Origin of the sequence: Paenibacillus humicola (assembly GCF_028826105.1) — a bacterium.
Classification (GTDB): Bacteria; Bacillota; Bacilli; order Paenibacillales; family Paenibacillaceae; genus Paenibacillus_Z; species Paenibacillus_Z humicola.
This window is the reverse complement of sequence record NZ_JAQGPL010000001.1, coordinates 2,750,918-2,776,858: the sequence shown is the minus strand read 5'-3', so window position 1 is coordinate 2,776,858 and position 25,941 is coordinate 2,750,918. Positions and strand designations below refer to the sequence as shown.

22 protein-coding genes are annotated in these 25,941 nt (G+C 56.0%); 1 reads left to right on the top strand and 21 read right to left on the bottom strand.

Features of this window, described 5'->3' with window-relative positions; translation table 11 throughout:
• Window positions 1–31: 31 nt before the first annotated feature.
• The 6 genes from PD282_RS12860 to PD282_RS12835 all read right to left on the bottom strand — a co-directional run bounded on the left by PD282_RS12860 (window position 32) and on the right by PD282_RS12835 (window position 7,970).
• On the bottom strand, window positions 32–910 hold the full coding sequence (locus tag PD282_RS12860) for a carbohydrate ABC transporter permease (protein WP_274651076.1): 879 nt from the start codon (window positions 908–910) through the stop codon (window positions 32–34).
• Window positions 911–926: 16 nt separating this feature from the next.
• Window positions 927–2,252 (bottom strand): ABC transporter substrate-binding protein, encoded by a 1,326-nt coding sequence (locus PD282_RS12855; protein WP_274651075.1) that lies wholly within the window; start codon window positions 2,250–2,252, stop codon window positions 927–929.
• Window positions 2,253–2,406: 154 nt separating this feature from the next.
• Window positions 2,407–3,975, bottom strand: coding sequence for a response regulator transcription factor (locus tag PD282_RS12850; protein WP_274651074.1), 1,569 nt, complete (start codon window positions 3,973–3,975; stop codon window positions 2,407–2,409).
• On the bottom strand, window positions 3,950–5,737 hold the full coding sequence (locus PD282_RS12845; RefSeq protein ID WP_274651073.1) for a sensor histidine kinase: 1,788 nt from the start codon (window positions 5,735–5,737) through the stop codon (window positions 3,950–3,952). The genes PD282_RS12850 and PD282_RS12845 overlap by 26 nt, the downstream gene beginning before the upstream one ends.
• Window positions 5,738–6,217: 480 nt before the next feature.
• Window positions 6,218–7,186, bottom strand: coding sequence for an aldo/keto reductase (locus PD282_RS12840; RefSeq protein WP_274651072.1), 969 nt, complete (start codon window positions 7,184–7,186; stop codon window positions 6,218–6,220).
• 142 nt (window positions 7,187–7,328) lie between these two features.
• The gene (locus PD282_RS12835) at window positions 7,329–7,970 is read right to left on the bottom strand and encodes a cysteine hydrolase family protein (RefSeq protein WP_274651071.1); all 642 of its coding nucleotides are present in this window, start codon (window positions 7,968–7,970) and stop codon (window positions 7,329–7,331) included.
• Between the two features lie 145 nt (window positions 7,971–8,115).
• Between PD282_RS12835 and PD282_RS12830 the strand changes: the two genes are divergently transcribed.
• The gene (locus tag PD282_RS12830) at window positions 8,116–8,964 is read left to right on the top strand and encodes a LysR family transcriptional regulator (protein ID WP_274651070.1); all 849 of its coding nucleotides are present in this window, start codon (window positions 8,116–8,118) and stop codon (window positions 8,962–8,964) included.
• A 212-nt stretch (window positions 8,965–9,176) separates the two neighbouring features.
• Here the strand turns inward: PD282_RS12830 and PD282_RS12825 are convergent, their stop codons facing one another.
• From PD282_RS12825 to PD282_RS12755, 15 genes are all read right to left on the bottom strand, one after another.
• A complete protein-coding gene (locus PD282_RS12825; RefSeq protein WP_274651069.1) occupies window positions 9,177–10,592 on the bottom strand; it encodes an amidase in 1,416 nt (471 codons plus the stop codon).
• Between the two features lie 15 nt (window positions 10,593–10,607).
• Window positions 10,608–10,793 (bottom strand): hypothetical protein, encoded by a 186-nt coding sequence (locus PD282_RS12820; protein ID WP_274651068.1) that lies wholly within the window; start codon window positions 10,791–10,793, stop codon window positions 10,608–10,610.
• 19 nt (window positions 10,794–10,812) lie between these two features.
• Entirely contained in the window at window positions 10,813–12,444 is a 1,632-nt protein-coding gene (locus tag PD282_RS12815; protein WP_274651067.1) for an amidase, read from the bottom strand.
• A gap of 38 nt (window positions 12,445–12,482) precedes the next feature.
• Window positions 12,483–13,439: an ABC transporter ATP-binding protein gene (locus tag PD282_RS12810; protein WP_274651066.1), complete on the bottom strand. Its 957-nt coding sequence runs from the start codon at window positions 13,437–13,439 to the stop codon at window positions 12,483–12,485.
• Window positions 13,440–13,463: 24 nt separating this feature from the next.
• Window positions 13,464–14,381 carry an ABC transporter permease gene (locus PD282_RS12805; protein ID WP_274651065.1) on the bottom strand — a complete coding sequence of 306 codons (918 nt, stop codon included), beginning with the start codon at window positions 14,379–14,381 and terminating at the stop codon, window positions 13,464–13,466.
• 19 nt (window positions 14,382–14,400) lie between these two features.
• Window positions 14,401–15,345: an ABC transporter permease gene (locus tag PD282_RS12800; protein ID WP_274651064.1), complete on the bottom strand. Its 945-nt coding sequence runs from the start codon at window positions 15,343–15,345 to the stop codon at window positions 14,401–14,403.
• 19 nt (window positions 15,346–15,364) lie between these two features.
• A complete protein-coding gene (locus PD282_RS12795; protein WP_274651063.1) occupies window positions 15,365–15,598 on the bottom strand; it encodes a hypothetical protein in 234 nt (77 codons plus the stop codon).
• Between the two features lie 112 nt (window positions 15,599–15,710).
• On the bottom strand, window positions 15,711–16,973 hold the full coding sequence (locus PD282_RS12790) for an ABC transporter substrate-binding protein (RefSeq protein ID WP_274651062.1): 1,263 nt from the start codon (window positions 16,971–16,973) through the stop codon (window positions 15,711–15,713).
• A gap of 101 nt (window positions 16,974–17,074) precedes the next feature.
• Window positions 17,075–18,064, bottom strand: a complete 990-nt coding sequence (locus tag PD282_RS12785) for an ABC transporter ATP-binding protein (protein ID WP_274651061.1) — start codon at window positions 18,062–18,064, stop codon at window positions 17,075–17,077.
• A gap of 408 nt (window positions 18,065–18,472) precedes the next feature.
• A complete protein-coding gene (locus PD282_RS12780) occupies window positions 18,473–19,207 on the bottom strand; it encodes an SDR family NAD(P)-dependent oxidoreductase (RefSeq protein ID WP_274651060.1) in 735 nt (244 codons plus the stop codon).
• Between the two features lie 38 nt (window positions 19,208–19,245).
• Window positions 19,246–19,410, bottom strand: a complete 165-nt coding sequence (locus PD282_RS12775; RefSeq protein ID WP_274651059.1) for a hypothetical protein — start codon at window positions 19,408–19,410, stop codon at window positions 19,246–19,248.
• A gap of 106 nt (window positions 19,411–19,516) precedes the next feature.
• On the bottom strand, window positions 19,517–21,121 hold the full coding sequence (ggt, locus tag PD282_RS12770) for a gamma-glutamyltransferase (RefSeq protein WP_274651058.1): 1,605 nt from the start codon (window positions 21,119–21,121) through the stop codon (window positions 19,517–19,519).
• A 435-nt stretch (window positions 21,122–21,556) separates the two neighbouring features.
• The gene (locus PD282_RS12765) at window positions 21,557–23,026 is read right to left on the bottom strand and encodes a protein adenylyltransferase SelO (RefSeq protein WP_274651057.1); all 1,470 of its coding nucleotides are present in this window, start codon (window positions 23,024–23,026) and stop codon (window positions 21,557–21,559) included.
• A 380-nt stretch (window positions 23,027–23,406) separates the two neighbouring features.
• Complete coding sequence (locus tag PD282_RS12760) at window positions 23,407–24,831, bottom strand: serine hydrolase domain-containing protein (RefSeq protein WP_274651056.1); 1,425 nt, start codon at window positions 24,829–24,831, stop codon at window positions 23,407–23,409.
• Between the two features lie 71 nt (window positions 24,832–24,902).
• Window positions 24,903–25,820 carry an acetamidase/formamidase family protein gene (locus PD282_RS12755; protein WP_274651055.1) on the bottom strand — a complete coding sequence of 306 codons (918 nt, stop codon included), beginning with the start codon at window positions 25,818–25,820 and terminating at the stop codon, window positions 24,903–24,905.
• Window positions 25,821–25,941 lie beyond the last annotated feature (121 nt).

Below are 25,941 nucleotides of genomic sequence, written 5' to 3'. Positions count from 1 at the left end.
TTCTTAACGCAGCCGTCTTTGTCACCTGCCGCTATCCTTCGTAATGCACCCACCTGCGGCCCATCCGCAGCTGAATGGCGGTCAGCAGCAAAATGATGACGAACAGCACGATGGCGCCGGCCGCGCTCCGTCCGAACGTGAAGTCGACGAAGGCCCGCTGGTAAATATGGTACACGAGCGTGTAGCTTGCTTTGGACGGCCCGCCACCCGTCATGATGAAGGACTGGTCGAACACCTGGAACGAGCCGATAATCGAGACGATCGTGGCGAAGAACGTCGTCGGCGTCAGAAGCGGAATCGTAATGTGCCGAAACTGCTGCAGCTTGCTTGCGCCGTCGATTTGGGCGGCCTCGTAATAGGAGGCCGAGATGCCCTGAAGCCCCGCCAGGAACAGGATCATGTTGCCGCCAACTCCCCACCAGATGCTGAGCAGCGCGATCGACGGCAGCACGATATGCGTATCCGTCAGCCATTTGGGTCCCTGGATATGGAACCACTGCTTCAAATAGACGTTAATCAGCCCGAAATCCGAGTTGAAAATCCACAGAAACACGACGGCGACCGCAACGGAGCTTGTGATGGACGGCATGTAATAGAAGATGCGGTAGAGCATTTTGCCCCTGACCTTGTTCAGCCCGACGGCGATCAGAATGCCGAATATAATCGTGCCGGGAACGACCATGACCGTATAAAACGTCGTGTTTTTGAGCGCGATGAGGAAATCCGGGTCCTTGAACGTGTAGGCGAAGTTGGCGAAACCGACGAACACCTTGGCCCCGAAGCCGTCCCATTTCATAAAGGCGAGGACGACCGCCATCACAAGCGGCAGGAGCGCGAACACGAGAAGCCCGGCCAGCTGCGGAAAGATGAACAGGTAGCCCCAGAACGTGTTGACTCCCTTTTTCTGCACGGCGGTATCTCCCTCCTTAACCTTTCACGTCTTTGATTTTGGCGTTCGCCTTCTCGCCGAGATTTTTCAGGCCCTGCTCGAGCGGGATGTTTTTAAGCCACAGCTCTTCCAGCGCCGAGGTGATCTCGGAACTCAGACCCGGGATGGACGCTTCGGCGGTTGGAATGACGTAGCCGCGTTCGCGGGTATCGAGGAACGTCTTGGCATGCGCCGGAATGTTGCCTTCCAGCACCACGTCGTCGGCGCCTTTCACCGATGGCACCGCGTTGCCGCCGCCTTGCAGCCGGAACGTCTGGCCTTCCTTGGACAGAAATGCCTGCATGAACTGCCAAGCCTCGTCCTTATGCTGGGTCGCCTTGTTCATCGTCAGGTAAGCGGTGGCCACCGCCGCAGGCTCGACCTGGCCGGTCTTCGTCGGGAACGGCACGACGTCGAAGCTGAGGTCCTTGTTCTGCTTGAACTCCGGCAGGTACCACCGTCCGGCGCCCGCAAAGCCCAGCTGGAACGACATGAACATCGCGTCGGAGCCCTGGCCCTTCGGCAGCGTGCCCGCAAACGTAAAGTTGCCCGCTTTCAGGTTATCGTAGAAGTACTTCCACGTTTCGACCGCTTTCGGATCGGTATCGGCGATGAACTTGCCGCTGTCGTCGTAAACCTTGCCTTCGTTGCCGGTGATCCAGCTGTAATAGGTATTCCAGGAATTTTCCACGACATAGCCGTATTTGCCGGCGGCATGCAGCTTGGCCGTCATATCCTGGAACTTGTCCCAGTTCCACTCGCCTTTCTGCTGAAGATCGGCGGGATCCTCCGTAATGCCGGCGTCGCTCAGCACTTTCTTGTTGTACCAGAGCACCATCGGGTTGCAGTCGACCGGAACGCCGAAAATTTTGTCGCCCGATTTCGCGGGTCCCCACAGCCCGTCGGCGTAATCGTCCGTTTTGATCGTGCTGTCGGCCCGCTCGAAATAAGGAGTCAGCTCCTCGATGCTGCCGTTATCGATCAGTTTGACGATCGTCGTATCCCCGCCGTAGAAAATGTCCGGCGCCGTGCCGCCGCTCAGCTGCGTCAAAATTTTCTGCTCGTATTCGCCCGGAATCGGAATCAGCTCGGCCTCGATATTGGGATGCGTTTTGTTGAATTCCTTCGTGAATTCCTGAAAGCGCGTCAGCTCGCCGGGGTTCCCCCAAGTAGCCCATTTGATTTTCACCTTCGCGCCGCTGCCGGACTCTGCGCTGTCCCCGCTGCCATTGCCGCTGCCGCCGCCTCCGCCGCATGCGGACAGCAGGAGCGACATCGCCATAGCCGGAGCGAGCACGCGCAGAACATTTCGTTTGAATTTCATGTCCAATCCCCCTCAACCGATATTTTTGAAAGCGTTTTAAGTATAAGACGGACCCATCCCCCGTTAAACCGCTTACATTCCGCCGGGGTGGAGTATGTTCGGAAAATAAACGGTTTCCATTCTTTTCAAACGATGAGCGGAAGCCCGGAATATTTTACTCCCTGAATTCGGACGGCGAGCAGTTCATCATTTTCTTGAACAGCCGGCTGAAATATTTCACGTCGCTGAAGCCCGAGCGTTCCGCTACCTCGAACACCTTCAGCGAGGTCGTCTTCAGCAGATGCCGGGCATGGCCGAGCCGGAGCTGAATAAGGTAGTCGATAAAGCTTTGGCCCGTCTCGCGCTTGAAAATTTCGCTGAAATAGTTTTTGCTCATATTGACATGCCGCGCGACATCGCCGAGCGTGATGCTCCCGCTGAAATGATCGCTCAGGTAGGCGAGCGCCGAATCGATCACCTGCTTGTACCGCTCGCGGTCCTCCTTCTGCCCGCTGCCGGCTTCGGGAGGCTTCTCCGTCTGCCGGACGGATTCGAACACCTCGACCATCCAGCTCTTGACCTCCTCTGCGGTGTTGAGCAGGTCCAACCGGTCGAGCCGTTCCGCGGGCCGGATCGCTTCCGGGTTGAACGGATGGCAGACATACAGCACCTCCTGGGCTTCGCGCAGCACCTCCTCCGGCGTCCGCTGCTCAAAGGTCCAATACCCGGCGATTTCCTCCAGTGTCGCCGCGGCCTTCTCGCGAAAGCCGTCTTCCAGATACCGGCGCAAAATGTCCTTCAGCTTCCGGAAATAGTCCGTGCTGAATTCCCGCTTCAGCTCAAACAGCGGCGTATACGCGTAAATGTTGCCGTAGGCCTCGAAAAATCCCCGCCGGACCGCCGTGACGGCCTGCTTGTACGCCTCCGGCAGGGCTGCCGCCTCCTTCACCGGAAGGCTGACGCCCAACGTGACGGTCCGCTCCAGCCGCTCCAGGCCGGCGTGAATCCGGCTGAGCCTGGCGTGAAAATCGGGATCCGGCCCTTCATCCGGGATCAGCATAACGAGCTGGTTCGACGGGTAACGCGCGCAGATGCCGTCCGAGCAGCAGTAAAACAGCTCCGCCGCCTCCTCCAGCGCAAATTCCAGAAAAACGCGGTTGTCCGGCTTGCGGCCGGCCATAACAAGCGAGCAGACGACAAGCCGGCTGCCGCGGAATTGGCCGTCCGCTTCGGGCGCCTTCCCGCCGGCTGCGTTCGGGTCGTCCTCCGTTTCGCCGCGAATCCAGCGCAGCAGCTGCTTCTCCTCCCGCATGCGGCGAATCTGAATGACCTGATCCTGACGGAGCATCGCCTCCCTCTCCTTCTCCTGCGCAAGCTCATCCGCCAGCCGCCGCAGCACCTCGATCAGGTTTTCCGCTTCCAGCGTCGGCTTCAGCAGGTAATCCGAAGCCCCGAGCCGGATCCCTTCGCGCGCATAGGCGAAATCGCTGTAGCTGCTCAGCAGCACGATTTTGGTGGACGGCGACACGGATCGCGTAATTTTCGTCAGCTCCAGCCCGTCCATGACCGGCATATAGATATCGGTGATCAGGATATCGATGTCCCCCCGTTCGATATAAGGCAGCGCCTTCTGTCCGTTCGAGGCTTCGCCGGCAAGCCGGAAGCCGTGCGCCTCCCACTCGAACGAATAACGCAGCCCGGTGCGGGCGAGCGCTTCGTCATCGACCAGCAGCACGTTTAGCATGGGCATCCTCCTCCCGCGAATCGGCGAACATCAGCGTTACCGTCGTGCCTTTTTTTGGCGCGCTTGCGACCCGGACGCCGTATTCTTTGCCGTAATACAGCTGCAGGGACTGATGGACGTGACGCAGACCGATATGCGACATGCCTTTGGATGCCGTATCGTGCGTCCGTTCCTTCAGCAGCTCCGGCAGCTCCTCGGGACCGATTCCGACGCCGTCATCCGATATGCGAATGAGCAGACGCTCCCCTTCGCGGGCGACGGCGATATCGATCGTACCCGGCTCGTCCTTGGGCGCAATGCCGTGAAAAATCGCGTTTTCCACGATCGGCTGCAGCAGCATGCGGGGAATTTGGCGGTCCATCAAATCGTCCGGGCAGTCGATCCGCAGCTGCAGCAGGCCTTCATAGCGGTACTGCTGAATGACCATATATTGGGTGAGCAGGTACAGCTCTTCCTCCAGCCGGACGAACAATCCCTTGCGTTCGACGTTCGCCTCCAGCAGTTGGACGAGCGCGGATATGGCCCGCTCCACCTTGTCGGGCTTGCCGAGCTTCGCCATCCAGCGGATGGAATTGAGCGTATTGTACAGAAAATGCGGATTGATCTGGTACCGCAGCGCGCGGATTTCCGCCTTCTGCTTCTCGGATTCCTCCTCGGAGATGCGGCGGATCAAATGGCCGATCTGGCCGATCATGTTATTGAAGCTCCGGCTCAGCTGACCGAGCTCGTTATGTCCGTATATGCTGCTGCGCACCGACAAATCGCCCCTTTCGCTTCGTTTCATCAGAATGCTCAGCTCGCGCAGAGGCCGGCCGATTTTGCGGCTGATGTAGTAGCCGACCGCCAGCGCCCAAAGCACCGATACGGCGGCGGTCAGAATCGTCAGGTTGCGGATCTGCACGGATTCCGCCACAAGCTCCTGGACGGGAACGATGCCGTTCAGCATCCAGCCGTTATTTAATACGGCCGGCACCATCAAATATTTTTTGCCGCCTTTCGTGAAATGATTGATTTGCGTTGTTTTGGGGAAATCGGCCTGCTTGCCTTCGAAAGCGGTATAGGTGACGTCCGGCCGGTAGACGACCCGGTTCGAGGCGTCCGACAAGTAGGCGAAGCCGCTTTTCGCAAAGCGGACATTGTCGAGCTGCTCGGAGAGCACATTGCCGCGGATTTCGATGAAAATGACCCCGATCACCTCGCCGGTCTGCACATTGCGCAGCGCCCGCCCAAGGCCGAACACGGGAATGCCCATGTCCGTCGCTTTGATAAACGATTTGTCGGATATGCCGAACCAGACCGGGCGGCCGCCCGCGGCGACGATCGATTTGTACCAGCTTGTTTTCCAGTGGTCGACGATCAGCTCGTCGTTGGAATCGAAGACGGAATTTTTTTTCTTGGCATCGAAAATGTAAATATGAAGCAGCTCCGGAGAATTGGCCATGACCGACGAGATGAGGCGCACCGCTTCGTTCTCCTGCTGCTCCTTCTCGTATTCGGTATCGCGCGGTCCGGGCTGAATCGCCTTTTGGATGGCCTGGCTGTACATGAATATCATCGACGTATCTTCGTATTTCTTCGTGATCACGTTCAGCTTGTCCCGCAGCTGATTGATCGTCTGCTGCGCGACGGCGCTGACCTGGCGCTCGATCATCCCCGCCGATTTATGATACGAGAAATATCCGCCGGCCAGTACGGGAATGATCATGCTGACAAAAAAAATGGAAAACAACTGCGTAGCTACGGTTCGGAACCTTCCATGCATCAAGCATCCTCCTTGCAAGCATCTGTTCGGGATGTTACCGGCTCGTTGGCGGAGACGGCCGTCAAGGCACGGAATCGCGTTGTCTTGCCCATTGGTGTCTGATCATTGTGAGCACCCCCTCTCGATCTATTTGGATACATGTTCGAGATTGAAACCGCCTTTCCTTGCCGCTGCGAGTGGATCGCGACTTGACCGGCGGCCTGTTGCGGTTCGTAAATCGGACTCGATTTCCGGTTTTTGGGGGAATGCGGCGGAAGATTGGAAGGCTCTACAAAATGGCAGGGTAAGTGTTAAGTTCGGGATCAGGGAGAAGAGCATATCGCTGTTCAGACATCCGGTGGGGCTATGAACGGCAAAACGCCCAAAAAATCGAATCGATTTTTTGGGCGTTCCAGTTTCCGGAGGTTGCGGTTTGGTGAAATTCAAACCAATAAACCCATTTGTTTACATTTAGTGCCAATCTATCAACTGCTACAATTCTTAAATTAGCGCCAGCTCCCGGACCAGCTCACCGGGCAAAACGACATCGCCTGCCGAGCAGCTGTCCGCCGCCTGGGCCGGATTGGAGCAGCCGCAAATCGGAAACACGGGAAACGGCCGGGATAGCAAATAGCCCAGCGACACCTGCGTCAACGATAGGCCGAGACGCCGGCCGAGCCCGGCGGCCTTCTCCAGCCGGGCTATATTTTGCGCGGTTCGCAGCTCGCCCGCTTTATTCGTTTGTTCCGCGCTTGCACGGAGCATGTCGGCGGTATATTTACCGCTAAAAAATCCGCCGGCCTGCGCATTGTACGGCACCGCGGTCAAACCGGTCCGGTGATGATAGGCGTATTCATCTCGGTCCATCGCGACCATCGACGGATCCTTCGGCTGCGGGTAAACGGCCAGGCTCCATTTGTTTTGGTTCGCCGCAAATGCCTGCAGCCCATGCTTTGCCGCATATTCCTGTGCAGCATCGATACGATCCGAACGCCAATTGGAACAGCCGAAATAGCGGATTTTTCCCTGCCGGACCAGCTCGTTCAAGGTGTCGACCAGCTCTTCGACAGGCCGGGCGGGGTCGTCACGGTGCAGCCAGTAGAGATCGATATAATCGGTTTTCAGATGACGCAGGCTGGCTTCAACGTCGTAAGCGATATCCTCGCGGCTTAGCTTGGAGACATCCATCGTATCCAGATCGGGGTGTCCGCCTTTGGTGGCGAGTACGATATCGTGCCGGTTTTTGCGATCCGCCAGCCAGTCGCCAATGATCTCTTCGCTCAGGCTCCTTTTTCCCGGCACCCACTCTCCGTAAACTTTGGCGGTGTCCAAAAAAGTGCCACCCGCCGCGGAGAATCGGTCCATGATCTCGTAAGCCGTTCGTTTGTCAATCGTATCGCCGTACTTGCTTGTCCCCAGACAGATGACGGACGGAACGAGCTCGGTTCCGGGTATCGGTTTCGTTTTCATTTATTGAGACCTCCTCATTTACGGAAAACCGCCGCTTCCGCGATAAAGCGTTTCCTTAATCATTTTATCAGCATTTCAATTTCACGGGGCGAAATGAACATAAAAAAAGCCGCGATATACGCGGCCCAAATGAGTGGTCCTTTCATCTCTTTCCGGATACGGCTTCGTCCCTGGAGAAAGAGAGCAGCTTTGAGCTGAGCTTGATGCTGTCGGACAGCCAGCCGAAGCTGCGGCTGACAACGCTCAGCGTTGCATCGTAAGACGCTTTCGTGCCGCCGGTCGTGCAGTCCGTCACGAGAATCGGATAGAAATCCAACATATACCCGTCGCGCAAGGTGGATTCTACGCAAATGCTTGTAACCACGCCTGTCATTAATAAGGTTTCGCAGCCCAGCGTACGCAATCGAAGCTCGAGATCCGTTCCGATAAAAGCGCTGTACCGGTGCTTGATGACTTCAATATCTCCCTGCTGCGGATATACGCCGAAATATTCGGCGCCCCAGGTGCCCGTTACGCAGGTTTTATGTTTTCTGTCTTTTCGCATGGCGAGCGAAACCTGGGAGTCCGTCGTTTCATCGTGGGTCGTTTGAATGAAAAATACGGGCCGCCCGGCAGCATGCGCAGCATCGATCAATCGCTGCAGGTTCGGCACGATGGCGGGAACACCGGAGACGTCACCGCCATTCCGCGCCGTCGCGCCATTTTCATGACAGAAATCGTTTTGCATATCCACGACAATGACCGCGCTTTTCTTTAAATCGATAAACTCTTCCCAATTGCTCATGTCAATTAATCTCCCTTCAAATATAATAGTTTTAATCCATGAGGGGTATAAACCAAACAATAGGTGAATCTTCTTTCCATGTAAATATGTTAGTATAGATTCCAAGTAAATTTTGGAAAGGGTGCGTGCTATGGAGGGCATGAACATGAATCATTTCCAAACTTTCATCACGCTGTGCGAATGCAAAAATTTTTCCGAAACGGCCAAGCTGCTGTACGTTCCCCAGCCCACGATTTCAAATCGAATCCATTTCATGGAAAATGCCTTTAAACGGGAGCTGTTCATCCGGGGGAAGAAAGGCGTGGAAATGACGAAAGCCGGGGAGCTGTTCCTTCCTTACGCCAGACAAATCATGGATTTATTAAGCCAGGCGATCAGCAGATTAAACGAAACCGAAGGTAAACACGAAATTGCAATCGGAAGCTCCGTGCCGTTCACGCTGCCGTTGATATTAGAGAAAATACTGGAGCTATCCTGCGAGGAATTGGAACATAATTTTATATTGACCAGCTTATATTCCTATGACATTATCCAATCCCTGCTCGACAAGGATCTCGACCTTGCGATTGCCATCAATCCTCTGAACCATAAGGATATCGAGACTCACCTCATCGGAAAAGAGGATTTGACGCTGTTTTTATCCGCCCATCACCCCCTTCGCGATCAATTCGAGCATCACGAGCCATTTTCCTTCATCCACGATTTCATTGTCTATTACCAGCCTTACTATGAGTTATTCCGCTCTCATCCGCTCATGAACCTGAATAATAAACGAAAATTCATTACCAACAATGTCGGTCTGATCAAAAAGCTGCTTGCAAGCAGAAATGCCATCTCGTTTCTTCCCGAGTCCCAGCTTCAGGACGAAATCAAACGCGGGGAGCTCGCCGGCATCCCCATAAAAAACGACCTTTTTGCGCTCTCGATTTCTTACTATCTCATGTATCGAAGAAACGAAAGATATTACGAGCATATATTGCTGCACACGAAATAGGTAGACTAGCTGCCGCGAAATCATGGCCCTCCAAAGTCGCATCGGATGCCTTTAGGGGGGCCATCCCTGCAATAAAATTTCAAATCGGGCCTTCAAACGGTTCGCCACATCCCGCCATCCCTTTCAGCTTGTTTGCCATCCTACTGCCAACTGCGTTCTTCTATCATCCGAGGCGGAAAAGAAAGGGGAAGCGGACGCTCCCCCTCATCACGCTAAACGGCTCGCTGTTCTTCCGTCATCCAGATCTCTTCATTCGGCCGCGTCTTGTTCCAGGACGTTTGCTGCTCGAAGCAGTGGCCGATGGATAAAATTTCGCCTTCGGCAAAAGGACGTCCCATGATCTGAAGTCCGATCGGCAGTCCTTCCGGCGTAAATCCGCACGGAATCGATAAAGCGGGCAGGCCCAGGAAATTGGCCGGTCCCGTAAAGCTTGGCGCCATCATATTCGAATTCCTTTCGTGCTCTTCGATAAGCTTGGCCGCAGTCGGGTTCGTCGGGCTGACCAACACATCCACCTTTTCGAATAGTTCATTAAACTTCGCCCTCATCACCGTTCGCAGGCGCTGCGCCTGGATATACTGCGCCGATGTGAAATACTGCCCCATTTCAAAGGCCAGCCGCAGCTTCGGCCCATACCCGTCCGCGCTCGTCTCCAAATTTTGCTGGTGATAAGCGTACGCCTCCGAGAGCAGAATGACCCGGTGAGCGGTCCTCATCTCTTCCATCCATTCCAGATCGACGGGGATCACTTCCGCTCCCGACCGTTCCATCACTTGTACGGCGGCGCGAACCGCCGCTTCCACATCCCCATCCACATCGTCGAAGAAGTAGGACGTTGGAAGGCCGACTTTTATCCCTTTTAAAGATTCCAGCTTGACGAAGGATCGAATGTCGAAATCGGAGCCGGGAACCGAGCTGTCGTCCTTCCCGTCGTAACCTGCGATCGCCTGCAAAACGAGAGCGGCGTCTTCGCATGTCCGGGTCAATGGGCCGATATGATCCAGCGACCATGACAACGGGGACACTCCGTAACGGCTGACTCTTCCGTATGTCGGTTTCAGACCGGCTACCCCGCAGTAGCTGGCAGGATTGCGAATGGATCCTCCCGTATCCGTCCCAATCGAGCACAAGACAAGCGAAGCTTGCACGGCCGAGCCTGCGCCCGAGCTGGATCCGCCGGGAACGCGTTCCAAGCTCCACGGGTTTCTCGTCCAGCCGTAATCGGGATGCGGTCCTCGAAAAGCGAATTCGTGCAAATGCGCCTTACCGGTAACAACAGCCCCGGCGTCGATCAATTTTTGTGCGACCGTGGCATGGAAATCCGGAATATATTCCGGATCGATCCGTGAACCGTTCGTCATCGGATATCCGGCGTAAGCGATGATATCCTTCAGCGAAATCGGAATACCGTGCAGCGCGCCCCGGTAATTGCCGTCCATGATTTCTCGTTCCGCTTGCTTGGCTTGTTCCTTTGCAAGGCTTGCCGTTACGGTAACAAAGCTGTTCAGTACCGGCTCAAACCGCTCGATACGCTGCAGAAAATAATCGGTCAATTCAACGGGAGACAGCTGCTTCTTTTGAATGGAAGAAGCCGTTTCGGCAATCGTCATCACGTTATTCGACTCCATGGTTAAGCTCCTCCTTTATTGCGCCTTGCTCTTAAATACCGGAGCAGGCTCGATGTCCGGCGAAACGGTTTTTGCCAGGTTTTGGGCGCTGTACAGCATCTGGATGATGGATTCGGCATTTTCCTCCACATATTGATCCAGCTCCGTGTACGGCGTTCGTCCGTTTGCTTCCGTGATCCGTTTAAGCAGATCTGCATTCATAGCGGAATCGGTCCCCTCTCTACAATGAAATGGACGTCACTTGCTTCGTTTCTTTGTTCACGGTCTTCGGTTTAAAGCAGGAAGCGGGTTCGATTTCGGCGGCAAGTTGACTGGAAAGCTCCGTCAGAACGTCCATAATCGAATCGATGCTCTTATGTACCGGACTGACAGAAGCACCCATTTCCTGCCGTGTATCCGGCGACTTTCCGGGAAAATCATCTTGAAGAACCGCCGGAACCTGTTTGCTGAACCATAACGTTGCCTGTTCGTACGCATGCGCCGCCTGAAAGACGAGGCTCTCGTCGAAAGGAACGCCCTGAATCTGCAGGCCGACCGGCAGGCCCGCATCCGTATATCCGCAAGGAACGGAAATGGATGGATACCCGTTGAAGTTGCCCGGCGCCGTTCGCCCGATAATGCCGATGTCCCGGGGATTCACGTCCTTGCCGTTCAGATGAATCGTTTCGGCTCCGATCGGAAACGCGGGAATCCCCGTCGATGGAACGGCCAGCAAATCGATTTCCCGATACAGCTCCGACCATACGGCTTGATATTGCTGACGCAGCCTTTGGGTCTCCAAATACGCCTGAGCCGAAATTTCCTTGGCCATTAAGAGCCTGGGAAGAATGTTCGTGCCGTAATCCTCCGAACGGCTGGTTACGTTTGCGTTATGGAAGGTCAACATTTCGGCGGCGGAAATCAGGGAATGCACCTGAACCATCTGTTCCAGCATCGGAATTTTCACTTCGCGGATTTCGGCGCCCAAATCGGCCAAAACCGCGATCGCCTGCTTCACGAGACGTTCGACCTCCGGGTCGAGGTTTTGAAAAAAATAAGCCTCGCAGTACCCGATCTTCATGCCCTCGAGCGGACGGCTGACCCCGGAATTCAATGCGGCCGCATAATCGGGTACGGGATGATCCGAGGACGCGGCGTCCAAAGGATCTTGACCGGCGATTACCGACAGCACTTGTGCCGTGTCCCATACCGATTTTGCCAGCGGTCCCGCATGGTCGAGCGACCAGCTGAGCGGAAACACGCCCCGGCGGCTGACTCTGCCGTAAGTGGCTTTCATCCCGACGATCCCGCAAAGCGAAGCCGGCATCCGGATGGAACCGCCCGTATCGGTCCCGAGTGAAAAGATGGCCGACGATGCGGCTACGCATGCAGCCGAACCGCCGCTTGAACCGCCCGGTATCCGATCCGGATTCCAAGGATTTCGTGCAGGGCCGAAATGTTCGTTTTCATTCGTTCCCCCGGAAGCAAATTCGTGCGTATTGTTTTTGCCGACCAGGATCGCTCCCGCATCCTTCAGCCTGGCGACTGTCGTCGCGTCGTAATCCGGCACGAAATCCCGGTAAATTTTCGATCCTGCGGTCGTTCGGATTCCTTTGGTGTAATATAAATCTTTCACGGCGAAAGGAATGCCGTGCAGCGGTCCCTTATAACCGCCGTTGACGATTTCCCGCTCGGCCTCTCGCGCATCCGCCATCGCCTCGTCTTCAAGACGGGTAATATAGGCGTTTAATCGTCCCTCCGTCTCCTCCATTCGCGCAAGGACCGCCTCGGTCAGTTCAACCGGGGAGACCGTTTTGCTTTGTAGAAGCGGGGCCAGTTCCTGAATTGTGCTGTCCGCCAATGATTTGCTCATCGCTAACACCATCCTTTATTCGTTATGATTTGATTCCTTTACGCAAAGTGGCAGGCTACGAAACGGCCTTCCTCATCGGAAATCAGCGGCGGTATTTCGCTCTCGCACTTCTCGCCCGCAACCGGACAGCGCGTTCGAAAAGCGCATCCCGAAGGCGGCTCCAAAGGGTTGGGAGGCTCGCCAATCGGCGGCATTTCGTTCCACCTGCCGATTTTCGCAAGAGACGGCATGGAATCCATCAGCAGCTTCGTGTAGGGATGCTTCGGCGAACCGTACAAGACCGAGGATTTCCCGGTTTCCATCAGCCCGCCGAAATACATGATGGCGACTTGATCGCTCATATATTCGACGACGTTCAAATCGTGGGAAATGAAGATATAACTCAGACGGTATTCCGTTTTGAGATCCTGCAGCAAATTGAGCACCTGTGCCTGCACCGATTTGTCCAGCGCCGATACCGGTTCATCCAATACGACCAGACGCGGCCTCATCACAAGCGCACGGGCGATGTTGACCCGCTGACGCTGACCGCCGCTTAATTCGTGCGGATACTGCTGCGCCTGCCTTTTCGAGAGTCCCACGTCCGCCAAAACCTTCAGTACCTTCTTTTCCGTTCCATTCCGTTCTCCATGCACCCAAAGATTAAAGGCCGCATTATCGAAAACGGACATTTGCGGATTTAAAGAGGAGTAGGGGTCCTGAAATACGATCTGCAGCTTTTTACGCACGTCCTTCATTTCCCGCCCGGACAATCCGTTCAAAAGCTGTCCGTCGAAGCGCACGTTTCCGCTGTCCGGTTCGATCAAACGCAGAATCAAGCGGGCCAACGTGGATTTTCCGGATCCGCTTTCGCCTACGAGGCCCGTCGTTTCGCCGGAGTTCACCGATAAATTCACTTGATTGACGGCATGAACGGTCCTTTTGCGTCCGCGCTGATCCTTCACTTGAAACGTTTTTGAAACGGCTTCGACTTCGAGCAGAGGGGCAGTCATCATCCCGATAACACCTCCGGATCAAGATCAAGATCGAACATCCAATGCATCCTGAATACAATCGCTGAGCAGGTTGAACGACAATGCCGTCAGAAAAATAACGATTCCGGGCGGTATGGCCACGCTTGGCACGATAAAAAGCGCGTTTTGCAGCGAGCCGAGCATCGCTCCCCATTCCGCCGTCGGAGGCGAAACCCCAAGCCCCAGAAAACTGAGCGACGAGGCGATCAGGATGCTGATCCCGATCAACGTGGTCACATACGCAAAGACCGGGCGAAAAATATTGCTCAGCAGGTGGTGACGAATGATCATCCAATGACCGGCTCCGCTGGCACGGGCGGCTTCGAAAAATTCGAGCCCCTTCACCTGCTTGACCGCCGTCTCCGTAATCCGCGCAATCGGGGCGATAAATACGATAGGCAGCGATACAAGGGCGTTGCTGATCCCCGGGCCGAGCGCCGCAGAGATCGCAATCGCCAATACAAGCGCGGGAAAAGCGTAGAATACGTCCAAGCACCTCATGATCACTGTGCCGGTCGTTTTCCCGAAATAGCCGGCTGCAATGCCCAATCCGCAGCCGATCAAACCCGCAACGGCCACCGGCACGATCCCCATCAGAAGCGTTATCCTCCCGCCGAAAAAGATGCGCGCAGCCAGATCGCGTCCTTGATCGTCGGTTCCCAGAAAGTGGCCGGCGGTACCGATCGGCATCAGCTTGTCCGCAATGTCGCCGGCAACCGGGCTGTAAGGCGTCAATAAAGGGGCGAATACGGCCGCTGCCACCACCAGGAAGATCCATCCCGATGAAACCCACGCGATGGGACCCGAATACAATTTTCTTAGGAACGAGCGGTTTGAACGGCTCCCTTCATCCATTTCCTCCGCTTGTTCAGGCATGACATCCTGCACTTCTTCAAGACTGCGTTCCTTGGCTGTCAGTTCCACCGGCTTATCCTCCTTCCTTCTAGGTTTTTTGAATGCGAGGATCTACAAGGGCGTTTACATAATCAACCACGATATTCAAGACGACAAACACCGTGCCGATCAGCAGAATGCCGCCCTGGATAACGGGGATATCCCGCAAGCCGATCGAGCTGTTCAACAACCCGCCCAGTCCGGGCCAGCTGAAGATCGTTTCGATCAGGACGGATCCCCCAAGCAGCTGTCCCATTTCCAACCCCATCACGGTCAACACGGGGAGCGCCGCGTTGCGAAGCAGGTGCCACAGGATTTTCCCGCGGAACAAGCCTTTCGCGCGCAGCGCCATCACGAAGTCCTGCGTGACGACTTGGATGAAGCTCGCCCGCACCATCCGGGAGATAAGCCCGATTGAAGCGAAGCTGAGCGCGACGGCCGGAAGGATCATATGCACCATTAAATCCGGAATGTTGTTTTCCATGCCTTGAGAATGCATTCCGCTCGTAGGAAGCAGATTCAGCTTTACGGAGAAGACAATGACCATCACCATGGCGAACCAATAAGCCGGGATGCTTACGCCCGCGAGCCCAAGGCTGCTGATCAGGCGGTCGATCCATTTGCCCCGGAAGATGCCGGCCGTCACGCCGAGAACGGAACCGGCGAAAAATCCGACGAAGCCGGCCGCCACCGCGAGAATCAACGTATTTTGAATGCCCTGCTTCAACAATTGGATGACAGGCACCCGCATCCCGATCGACTGCCCAAAATCCCCCTGAACGGCATGGAATAACCATAATCCGTATTGAACGAGCAGCGGTTTGTCGAGACCGTACATATGAATGACCTGCATTCGCACATCGGGCGTCGCATCCGGGGGGACCAGCGCGTCGATCGGGTTGCCCGGCATAATGTGGATCAAGATGAACGAGACGACCGAAATGCCGAACAACGTAGGAATCGCCATCAAGAAGCGTTGAAACAGCCGCTGCATATCAAGATCCCTCCCTCTCCTAATGTTGGATCCAGACGGTTGTCAGGTCGCAGAACCAGGAGGCGGGCGTCACGAGGCCTTTCACATTGGAGCCGAGAACCCGCAGATTTAAATCGTGGACGACCGGCAGCAGGGCCAGATCGTTCTGCTCGATGCCCCAGCCTTCCTTCAAAAGCTGGTCTCTCTTTGCCGCATCCGTGGTCGTTTTCGCTTCCTGATTCAACCGGGCCAATTGTTTATTGTCATAGCCCATAATGTTCCCACCGGCGGGAGGAGGAAGGACCACATTGCTTTCCAGATCGGTGAGCAACGTTCCGGCGGCGGCCGAAAAGACGAGTCCGTCCGCATCCTTCAAGGCTCCCGATTCAAAGCCCGTCCTTTTCTGCGTTAAAATTTCGTTTCCAGTCGTAGGTGCGGAATTTGACATGAATGCCGACTTTCTCTTCCTGGCTTTGGATGTATTCGGACATCGGAAGCGGCCACATATTCCCGGACCCGCTGGTCGGCATGTTCAGCGTGATGTTCAAGCCGCCTTCGTATCCCGCTTCCTTCAACAGCTTTTTGGCGTTTTCGGCATCGTAGGGATACTTCTGCGCATCCTCGGGGTAGTACTTGCTTTCGGGGAACATCGCCCCGTTCGCCGGCGCGGCCGCTCCGTTCAGGAGCTTATCGGACATGGACTCGCGGTCGATGGCTTCGACAAACGCTTCGCGGACCCGCTTATCGTTAAACGGAGGCTTCGCCATATTGGGAATGACCTCCCAGATATGCGGATAAGGTTTCGTCAGCACCTGGAAGCCTTTTTGTTTTAACTGGTCGATGGATTCCGTCGGCGGCACCTCCGCCCAGTTGATCTGCCCTGCCAGAACGGCGGCGAGACGCGATGCCGGGTCGGGCATGGGCCTAAGCACGAGCTTGTCCAGCTTGGGCGGATGATTCCAATAATCCCGGTTGGGAACCAGATCCAGCTCCTGCCGGGGCAAAACCTTGTCCAGCTTGAACGGTCCCGTCCCCGTCGGGTGATTTTGATAATCCTCGTTTCCGTATTTCTGAATCGCGGCCGGGCTGGCAAAGTAGATTTGGGTCAAATCCGAGACAAAAAAGCTGTCCGGCTCTTTCAGCGTAATCTGAAGGGTCATGTCGTCCAAAGCCTTGTATGATGCGATCGATTTCGTTTTGGATATGAGCAGGGCGGCGACGGGAGCGTAGTAATATTTGAAATCCGTTTTCATTAAACGGTCGAGGTTGAATACGGCGGCGCTTGTATTCCAAGGCGTTCCATCGTGAAAGGTCACATTCGGTCGCAGATGAAAGGTCCAGACTTTGTTATCGCTTGTGTCGTAGCTTTGGGCGAGATCCGGCTCCAGCTCGTTCGTATTCGGATTTTGCGCAATCAGCGGATCGTAGAGCTGGTTGCCGACGAATCGGCGTCCTTCATACCCTTGATCGGGATAGACGTCCATGTTCGGAATATTGGAAAATGTCGCGCCGATGATCAGCGTGCCGCCCGATCCGTTCTTTGCCGCCGGCGCGGAGGAAGAGATTGCGGCGGTCTTTCCGCAGGCCGTGATCGACACGGCCGCCGCTGCCGTGATCACCAACATCAACATGCTTTTGCTAACGTTCATATGTAGTCTCCTCCTCCCGTACCCTTACAATCGAACAATTGCGGTTCCGAGGCAGTCCGGTTCGCCGCCGTTTCCGTACGAGACGGAAGCGCTCCTCGCGGTCAAACGACTTTGCTGTGAGCTCCGCTCCGCCCTTCGCCGGCTGCCCAGCATGCAACCTCATGCCCCGACTCCATCCTGGTTACGCCGGGCATCATGCCGAGACATTCTTCTCCCGCGATCGTACAGCGCGATGCGAACGGGCATCCGCTTGGCAGACGGTCGGGCCGGGGCGGCTGCCCTTGGATCGCTTTGAGCCGGCCTTTCATCCCCAAGGTCACATTGGCTTCGATCAACGACTTCGTATAAGGATGATTCGGATGATGAAGCACCTGCCGAACGCTTCCCCGTTCGACAACGCGGCCCGCATACATGACCGCGATTTCATCCGAGATCGAAGCAACGACTCCGATGTCGTGGCTGACGAATACGATTCCCATGCCCGAATCCTTTTGCAAATTTTTAATTAAAGCAAGTACCTGGGCTTGAACGGTTACGTCGAGCGCCGTTGTCGGTTCGTCCGCCAACAGGAGACTCGGCTGACAGGCTACGGCAATCGCGATCATCACCCGCTGGCGCATGCCGCCGCTCATCTGGTGCGGATACTGCCCGAGCCGTGATCTCGGGGAAGGGATGCCGACCTTTTCCAGCAGTTCTTCGGCTTTTCTGTACGCCTCCATTTTCGATAACCGCTGATGGCGCATCAGCGTTTCGCAGAGCTGATAGCCAACGGTAAACAAGGGATCCAGCGCGGTCATGGGATCTTGAAAAATCATCGAAATTTCCTTCCCCCGGACGGATGCATACTCCATTTCGTTCATTGCCGTCAATTCTTTGCCTTCAAAACGAATGCTGCCGCCGATACGCGTATTCGGCGAACGCGTAAGCCCTAATATCGTCCGAAGCATGACGCTTTTGCCGGATCCGGATTCGCCGATAATCCCCAGCGTGCTCTGAGGATCCAATTTCAACGAAACGCCGTTCACCGCTTTCGATTCCTTCTCCTTCCGCTTGAACACGACGGATAAATTGTCCACTTCGATTAAAGACATTTTCTTACGCTCCTCTCTCATTATCATGTAAGATTTCGAAGAGAACGTCGTGATGAATAGAGCTGCCTGGCTGTTTAGTCCATTATATGGGATGTTTAGTAACATGGATAATACCTGTATTGTATAGTGATGATAAATATTCCGTATGTAAGCCTTTCCATTTGAGGGAAATTCAGTTTTCCTAAAATTTGTGTAATGTTATCTGACATAAAAATCGAAAAAAGAACCGTTTTTTGACGGCTCTTTTTCAGCAGAATGTGCTGGGATACGGATTCATTCCGTTCACCGGCATACGCGGAAAGAAGTTAAAAACTTCCGGCGGAAAACCAAACGAAAAATCGTCCCGCACACCGCCGAGTAGGCAGTATACGGGACGATTGGTTACCCGGCTTTATTCATCGCATGAGCTTAAATAAACATGCCGCCATCCACTTTCACAATTTCGCCTGTCACAAAATGAGCCTGTGCAATGAGCGAATAAGCCACTTCGGCGACATCGTCGGGAACGGCGACCCGGCCAAGCGGTGTGCCTTCCGCCAGACGCGCAACATGCTCGTCTTTCCCTTCGACCCAGCGCGTCTGCACGATTCCGGGAGCGATCGCATTCACGCGAATGTCCGGCGCCAAAGCGCGGGCCAGCGATTTCGTCACGCTGTTGGCGGCAGCCTTGGAAGCGGCATATGCGATCGAGCTTCCCTGACCGGTAAGCCCCGCAATGGACGTGACGTTCACGATACATCCCTTCCGCTTTTTCAATTCGGGCGCCGCCGCCCGGCAGCAAAAGAACATCCCTTTGACGTTCACGTCCATCGCGCGGTCCCAAAATTCCTCTTTCAATCCTTCCAAATCTTCATGCTGGACGAAATCGGTAACGCCCGCATTGTTGACCAGCACATCCAGCCGGCCGAACGCGTCGACCGTCTGCTTCACCATCGCTCTGACCTGCCGGTCGTCGGCTACCGATCCCTTCGCCAGCAAACAGGAAACGCCAAGCGCTTCGATTTCTTCTTTGACCGTCAGCGCATCCTGCTCCGAACGGGAGTAATTGACGGCAATATTCGCACCTGCTGCGGCCAGCCGCAGCGCGATCGCCCTTCCGATTCCGGTGGCGCCTCCTGTAATGAACACCGCTTTACCTTTCAAATGATTCCTCTCCTTCGCATCATAGGTGCAGCTTCAAATCATAAACGCCGGTTGCGTTTTTCATCCAGATAAAGATCGAGTGCTTCAATCCCCCGGAGCGCCAGCTTGATGAACAGATACAAGCTGTACAAGCCGAGCAGCAGAAACAGCCCGTAAACGATAAACAAAATCGTCGGCAGCGTTGATAACAGTTGAATGTTCATTTTCGTCAGCCTCCTTTCTTACATGGCGAAAGAAATTGACAGCTTGGCGGAAATAAGTTGGCTCCACTCTAGTCCCGCGCAAGCGAGTGAAGCCCGATCCGCCCGGTTACCACACGCTAACGTAACCGTCCGTGCGCGGCTCCGTCCCTCCGGCCAGGACGCCGCCAGGCGACCGCCAAATGATTTGTCCGCGTCCGAACCGCGAGGCCGGGGAAAGCTGAACCTGATGCTCCATTCTCGACAAAGCGTCCGCGATATGCTCCGGCGTGGAATGCTCGAGCTCCACCGTTCTGCCCGACGTCCACTGCCAGCGGGGAGCGTCCAGCGCAGACTGAGGATTCAGGCCGAAATCGATCGTATTCATTACAACCTGAACGTGTCCCTGCGGCTGCATAAAAGCGCCCATCACGCCGAACGGCCCGATAGGCTGCCCGTCCTTCGTCAAAAAACCGGGAATAATCGTGTGGTAAGGCCGTTTCCCCGGCTCCAGGCGGTTGTCGTGCGAAGGGTCCATCGAGAAATTGTGGCCGCGGTTTTGCAGGGCGATGCCCGTGCCCGGAACGACGATCCCGGAACCGAAGCCCATGTAGTTGCTCTGAATGAAGGACACCATGTTGCCTTCGCCGTCCGCCGCCGCCAAATAAACCGTGCCGCCTCGCGGAGGGCTTCCCGGCTCGGGGAGCAGGGCCGTCCTTCCGATTAACGTTCTTCTATCCGCCGCATAAGCTTCCGACAGCAGCGCTTCAACGGGCATCTTCATGTTCCGCGGATCGGTGACGTATTTCATGCCGTCGGCAAAAGCGAGCTTGATGGCTTCAATCTGCTTATGATAGGTATCCGGGTGATCGCGGGTTGTAAACTCAAATCCTTTCAGCAGATTCAGCGCCATCAGCGCCACGATGCCCTGACCGTTGGGCGGCAGCTCCCAGACGTCGTAGCCCCGGTAATTTACGCTCAGCGGCCGGACCCACTCGGGCTTGTACGCGGCGAGATCCTCTTTCGTCAAATAGCCGCCGGCCTGCTTCATGCAGGCATCGATTTTTTCCGCCAATTCACCGCGGTAAAAAGCCTCGGCCTTCGTTTCGGCAATGAGCCTAAGCGTCGCCGCATGATCCCGGGCTTTCCACATCTCGCCGATTTCCGGCGCCCGGCCATCCGGCGCGAAGACGCGGAACCACTCCGCGAAGGCGTCGCCCGTTACTGATTTCAAGTAATTCCGGTACGCCGAGCTCCACGTCTTTCCGAGACTCGGCGTTATCGGAAAGCCTCGCTCGGCATAATCGATCGCCGGCTGCAGGACATCCGGGAACGGGAGGCGGCCGAACCGTTCGGACAAAGCGGCCCATGCGGCCGGCGCGCCCGGAACGGTTACCGGCACGGCGCCGTAAACGGGCATCGTCGTATGCCCCGCCTTTTGCAGGGCATCGATGGAAATGCTGCGCGGCGCAGGTCCGCTGCCGTTCATCCCCTGCAGTTCGCCTTTCGTCCAAACCAGTGCGAAAGCGTCACCTCCGATGCCGTTTGTGGTCGGCTCCACCACCGTCAAGCAGGCGGCGGTTGCAATAGCCGCATCGATGGCGTTCCCGCCTCTTCGAAGCATGTCGAGCCCGGCTTGCGCCGCAAACGGCTGCGAGGTTGCGACCATGCCGTTTCTCGCATACAATGCATACCTTCGGGATGAATACGGATAATAGGCCGAATCAAAATCCATCAGCTCAAGCACTCCTTCATACCTTGATTCCGATCTATGTATCGGTTTACGCACGTTGACGATGAGGAAGAAAACGGACAGCGCAGTCTTTTGGCTCGGAACAAGCTTCTTTCTTCGAATCTATAGCGGAAGGAAGGCGATAAGTTAACCTTTCCGATTCGATAAAATCATAGGTCGGACGAAAAGCGTTCGCAGCCGCGCTGCACCTTACCAAATTATGTTCGCCATTGAAAGCGTTTGCTCCTTTTTTGCCGGGGATAAATCTTTGACCGCCGCCGTCCGCAGCTCCCGATCGCGCACAAAAAATAGGCCAGCCGTTCATTCCGGCTGGCCAATACATACGAAACCGTTCCTTTCTTGAAGGACGGGCCGGTGAAACTTGCACTGGAAGCGCCTAACGAAGACGAATGGGTTACATGGTATCCGCTCCGCCGTTCAGGTTCCGCAATAGGTTCGGTATGGACGGGCCGACGGCGCGGGAAGCGAGCAGTATTCGTCCTGTTCGGGCAAGTAGGCGTAAGGGTTGGCAAGCGCCGACAAAAGCCGCTCCATCACACTGTAATCGCCCGACTGCGCCGCCTCCAGCGCTTCTTCAACCCGGTGATTCCGCGGAATGAGCGCGGGATTGGAATTTCGCATCATTTGCTGCGACTCCGTTACGGGCTCCCGCTGCCTGCCCAGTCTCGACTGCCACAGCTCAAGCCACTGGGAAAACCCCTCCGAACCGAACATCGGCGTATCCTCCGGTTTGCCAAGCGTGAAGGCGCGGAACGTATTGGTGTAGTCCGCTCCATGCTTCTGCATGATGGCAAGCAGGTCTTGAACAAGAGACTCGTCCTCGGGCTCCGCGTTCAGGATCCCCAGCTTCGCTCTCATGCCTGCGAGCCAATTGTGATGGAACCGCTCATGATAGTTCCGGATTTCGTCTTCCGCGAGTTCAATCGCCTTGTCTTCGTTCTCATGCAGCAGCGGCAGCAGCGTTTCGGCGAATCTTGCGAGATTCCAGCCGCCGATATTCGGCTGATTGCCGTATGCGTACCGGCCCTGACGGTCGATGGAGCTGAATACCGTCTCCGGGTCGTAAGCATCCATAAACGCGCACGGTCCGTAATCGATCGTTTCGCCGCTGATCGCCATGTTATCGGTGTTCATCACCCCGTGAATAAAGCCGGCAAGCTGCCATTTGGCGATCAATCCGGCCTGCCGCTCGATCACGGCTTGAAGCAGCGCCAGGTACCGGTTCTCCGCGGCGGCCGCGTTCGGATAATGCCGCTCGATGGCGTAATCCGCCAGCGTTTGAAGATCTTGAGGAGCCCAGTGCGCGGCATATTGGAAGGTGCCGACGCGCAGATGGCTGGCCGCGACACGGGTCAGAACGGCGCCGGTCTGCAGCGATTCGCGGACGATTTTGTCGCCCGTGGTAACGACCGCGAGGCTGCGGGTGGTCGGAATATGAAGCGCGTGCACTGCTTCGCTGATGATATACTCGCGCAGCATGGGACCGAGCGCCGCCCGGCCGTCGCCTTGGCGGGAATACGGCGTTCTTCCCGATCCTTTCAGCTGAATGTCCACCCGGCCGCCCGCAGGCGTGATCTGTTCACCGAGCAGCACGGCACGGCCGTCTCCAAGCATCGTGAAATAGCCGAATTGATGCCCCGCATAGGCTTGAGCCAGCGGTGCCGCACCGGCGGGAATACGGTTGCCGGCAAAAACCGCCGCGCCGTCCCCGCTTTCCATCTCCTCCGGATCCAAGCCCAGCTCTGCGGCTAACGAACGATTGAACCTGGCCAGCTTCGGCGAGCTGACCGGGACGGGATCCTGCCTGGTAAAAAACGTTTCCGGTAAACGGGCGTAACTGTTATCGAAGTTCCATCCGGTCTGTGTCGCTGTTTGATCTTGGGTCATGGGAGCTCCTTTATTTTATCGGACTTGAGGGATTGCTCTTTATACCTTTCCAAATGGATGCCGCCTGATATACGCGATTTTCCATCTTTATTATAACCCTATTTCGAGAAGGGTACAGTGCCCGTAAGGGAATCGATGCAAACGTCCCCGATCCTGCAGCAAAACCGGTACTCAAAGCGACGGTTCGACTCCAGTTGATAGGCGGGAAAATGACGGCCGTAACTTCGCATGAGCGGCATCAAATGTATACGCCCGATCAGAGCATTCCGCCCGGGGCGTTCATCTGTCCCAATTTGCGATGAAATATCTTCCGCATAAAATAAACATAGCCAAAGCAAACGCTTCGGCTATGTTCAGGTTTAATGATGGATCATTATTGCTTATGCTTGCTTTCCGCGCAGGGCAATCAATTCCGGACCGCCGACGTTTTGCCGGATTTCCAGCGCGATTCCCGCGTCTTCCAATCGGCACGTGACGGTATGGCCGAACGGCGTTTCAATATGGCGGACGGTCAGCTCCAACGTGTCCGGGCCGCGCCAGGTGAAGCTGGAAGCGACCGCGCGGTCGACATTTTGCTGGATGCGGGATACGCCGGTCAGCCATTCTCCGCGGCCGCTGCGGATCGTATGCTCGCCGTTCCCGTTTCGGATGACGACGGCAGCTTCTTCCTGATCAAAGCGGATGGAGAACGTGCTCCAGCCGGTTTCGTTCTCGTCCAGCCGGTATACGTTGCCCGAAAGCTCCGCTTCTCTGGGGGAGCTCGGTTGATCGCGCGGCAGCCCGAGCGCAAGTCCGTTCAGCTGCGCGGACAGTGCGGCCGCGGCTTCGTTGTTCGCGGGCAGCGTGCCCGGCTGCATGGCGGGAAGCAAATGCTCCCAGACAAGGTTCAGCACGGCCTGCATGTCGCCCGTCCCGCTTGTAAATACGGCCACCGCATCCTGCTCCTGCATGACGATGCAATACTGGCCGAGATAACCGTCGCCGCGGTACGCCCCGTGCCGGCACCGCCAAAACTGATAGCCGTAGCCTTGCGCCCAGTCGACGTTTTGATTGCTGTTCTCGATGTGCTTCGAGGTCGCTTCCGCCACCCAAGCCTCCGGCAGGATGCAGCTGCCGTTCCAGACGCCTTTCTGCAAATACAGCTGGCCGAATTTGGCGATATCTTCGGTTTTGACGCTGAGCCCCCAGCCGCCGACATGAATGCCCATCGGACACGACTCCCACGTCGCGCCTTCAATCCCGAGCGGCAGCAGCAGGCGGGGCTGCAAATAATCGAGCAGCTTCTCCCCGCTCACCTTTTGCAAAATGGCGGACAGCATGTAGGTCGCCCCGCTGTTATAAACGAAATGCGTGCCCGGCTCGTACACCACCGGCGCGTGCAAAAACGCTTCAACCCAATTGTTCCGCGGGTTCTCCCGCAGCTTCGGCTCTTCGGCGTGACCGGTGCCCATCATGAGCAGATGGCGGATCCGCATGGCCGACAAATTCGCCGATACGTCCTGCGGGGCTTCTTCCGGGAAGAACTCCACGACCCGGTCGTCGAGCGAGATTCTCCCTTCCTCCACAGCGAGTCCGATGGCGGTCGAAGTGAAGCTTTTGCTCAGCGAATAAAGCGAATGCGGCAGGTACGCCGCGTAAGGCGACCACCAGCCTTCGGCGACCACCTGGCCGTGCCGGAGCAGCATGAAGCTGTGCAGCTCCATTTTGCTGTCGTTTTGAACCGCTTTCAAAAAATCCGAAACCGCCGCAGAAGAAATTCCTTGCGCTTCCGGAACGCTTCTCGGCAAAACCATTCGTTTATCCATCGGATCGCTCCTCTCTTTCTCTAACAGTACCGCAATCTGGAATATCCGGCAACATAAAGATCAGACACGCCTTATGCCGGCATTTTCGGCAGAAAACGCTTGTTCAATTTGCACACCATCGTGTATGCCGGATCGAATATGTTCCCCAGCTCGTACTCGACGCATTGGCTGAGTAAAATACTGGCCTCGGTCGTGCTCAAACCGTAATCGTCGCCTAACCAGCGCACCATCTCCGTCGTTGCATGCTGTACGGCTTGGTCCAGCGGTCGTGCATTGCCGACAGTAAACAAATGGGTGCCGGAATCGCCGCGCGGCCAGCGGGTCGTCTTGCCTTTGATCACTTCGACGGTAAACCGGATATCCATGGATATTTCGATTCCGTTTCCCGTAATTTCTCCGTCCCCCTGCACGGCGTGACCGTCACCGACATGCAGGAGGGCGCCTTCGGCAAAGACGGGGAAATACGCCGTTACGCCTTCGACAAAGCCTTTATAATCCATATTTCCGCCGTATTCGCCCGATGTGGCGGTGGAAATGGCCTGTCCGTTTGCGGGAGCCACGCCGAAGCATCCCAGAAAAGGAGCCAGCTCCACGTGCAGATAAGCAAGCGAAGGAGCCGAGTCGGCCAAGCGGGCCGTGCCCGCCTCCAAATCGACCGTCCAGCGGACCGTTTCCTTGCCCGGCAGAGTCGGAACAAAGTCCGGATCCAGCACATTCGGAGCAATAAGATTCGCCGCCCAGCCCCAGTCCCGGTTCGGGTAAATCCGTTCGAAGCGGACCGCAAGCATGTCGCCGGGCTCTGCCCCTTCGATGTAAAAAGGGCCTGTCATCGGATTGCTTCTCCTCGCGACCTGATCGCCGCGAATATCCATTCCGGCCGCGTCGACGGACGTCGTCTCGATCGTATCGCCGCTGCGGACGCGCAAAATGGGGTCATGCGAACCGATCGTGTTGTGGTAAACCGATGGCACAAACCGGTGAACCGTCATTTTTCCTCTCTCCCTCCAAATCCATCCCGATACAATTGCAGGTGTCCTTCATCCTATCATGGACTCGCCGCTCCTGCAATCTGTCTGCGGTAATAGACAGGAAGTCATTGCTTTCAGCTTC

What these genes read in the sequence shown, in the direction of transcription:
- PD282_RS12855 (WP_274651075.1), bottom strand. Translation starts at nt 2,252, where the DNA reads ATGAAATTCAAACGAAATGTTCTGCGCGTGCTCGCTCCGGCTATGGCG.
- PD282_RS12850 (WP_274651074.1), bottom strand. Translation starts at nt 3,975, where the DNA reads ATGCTAAACGTGCTGCTGGTCGATGACGAAGCGCTCGCCCGCACCGGG.
- PD282_RS12845 (WP_274651073.1), bottom strand. Translation starts at nt 5,737, where the DNA reads ATGCATGGAAGGTTCCGAACCGTAGCTACGCAGTTGTTTTCCATTTTT.
- PD282_RS12840 (WP_274651072.1), bottom strand. Translation starts at nt 7,186, where the DNA reads ATGAAAACGAAACCGATACCCGGAACCGAGCTCGTTCCGTCCGTCATC.
- PD282_RS12835 (WP_274651071.1), bottom strand. Translation starts at nt 7,970, where the DNA reads ATGAGCAATTGGGAAGAGTTTATCGATTTAAAGAAAAGCGCGGTCATT.
- PD282_RS12830 (WP_274651070.1), top strand. Translation starts at nt 8,116, where the DNA reads ATGAATCATTTCCAAACTTTCATCACGCTGTGCGAATGCAAAAATTTT.
- PD282_RS12825 (WP_274651069.1), bottom strand. Translation starts at nt 10,592, where the DNA reads ATGGAGTCGAATAACGTGATGACGATTGCCGAAACGGCTTCTTCCATT.
- PD282_RS12820 (WP_274651068.1), bottom strand. Translation starts at nt 10,793, where the DNA reads ATGAATGCAGATCTGCTTAAACGGATCACGGAAGCAAACGGACGAACG.
- PD282_RS12815 (WP_274651067.1), bottom strand. Translation starts at nt 12,444, where the DNA reads ATGAGCAAATCATTGGCGGACAGCACAATTCAGGAACTGGCCCCGCTT.
- PD282_RS12810 (WP_274651066.1), bottom strand. Translation starts at nt 13,439, where the DNA reads ATGATGACTGCCCCTCTGCTCGAAGTCGAAGCCGTTTCAAAAACGTTT.
- PD282_RS12800 (WP_274651064.1), bottom strand. Translation starts at nt 15,345, where the DNA reads ATGCAGCGGCTGTTTCAACGCTTCTTGATGGCGATTCCTACGTTGTTC.
- PD282_RS12795 (WP_274651063.1), bottom strand. Translation starts at nt 15,598, where the DNA reads ATGGGCTATGACAATAAACAATTGGCCCGGTTGAATCAGGAAGCGAAA.
- PD282_RS12790 (WP_274651062.1), bottom strand. Translation starts at nt 16,973, where the DNA reads ATGAACGTTAGCAAAAGCATGTTGATGTTGGTGATCACGGCAGCGGCG.
- PD282_RS12785 (WP_274651061.1), bottom strand. Translation starts at nt 18,064, where the DNA reads ATGTCTTTAATCGAAGTGGACAATTTATCCGTCGTGTTCAAGCGGAAG.
- PD282_RS12775 (WP_274651059.1), bottom strand. Translation starts at nt 19,410, where the DNA reads ATGAACATTCAACTGTTATCAACGCTGCCGACGATTTTGTTTATCGTT.
- ggt (WP_274651058.1), bottom strand. Translation starts at nt 21,121, where the DNA reads ATGGATTTTGATTCGGCCTATTATCCGTATTCATCCCGAAGGTATGCA.
- PD282_RS12765 (WP_274651057.1), bottom strand. Translation starts at nt 23,026, where the DNA reads ATGACCCAAGATCAAACAGCGACACAGACCGGATGGAACTTCGATAAC.
- PD282_RS12760 (WP_274651056.1), bottom strand. Translation starts at nt 24,831, where the DNA reads ATGGATAAACGAATGGTTTTGCCGAGAAGCGTTCCGGAAGCGCAAGGA.
- PD282_RS12755 (WP_274651055.1), bottom strand. Translation starts at nt 25,820, where the DNA reads ATGACGGTTCACCGGTTTGTGCCATCGGTTTACCACAACACGATCGGT.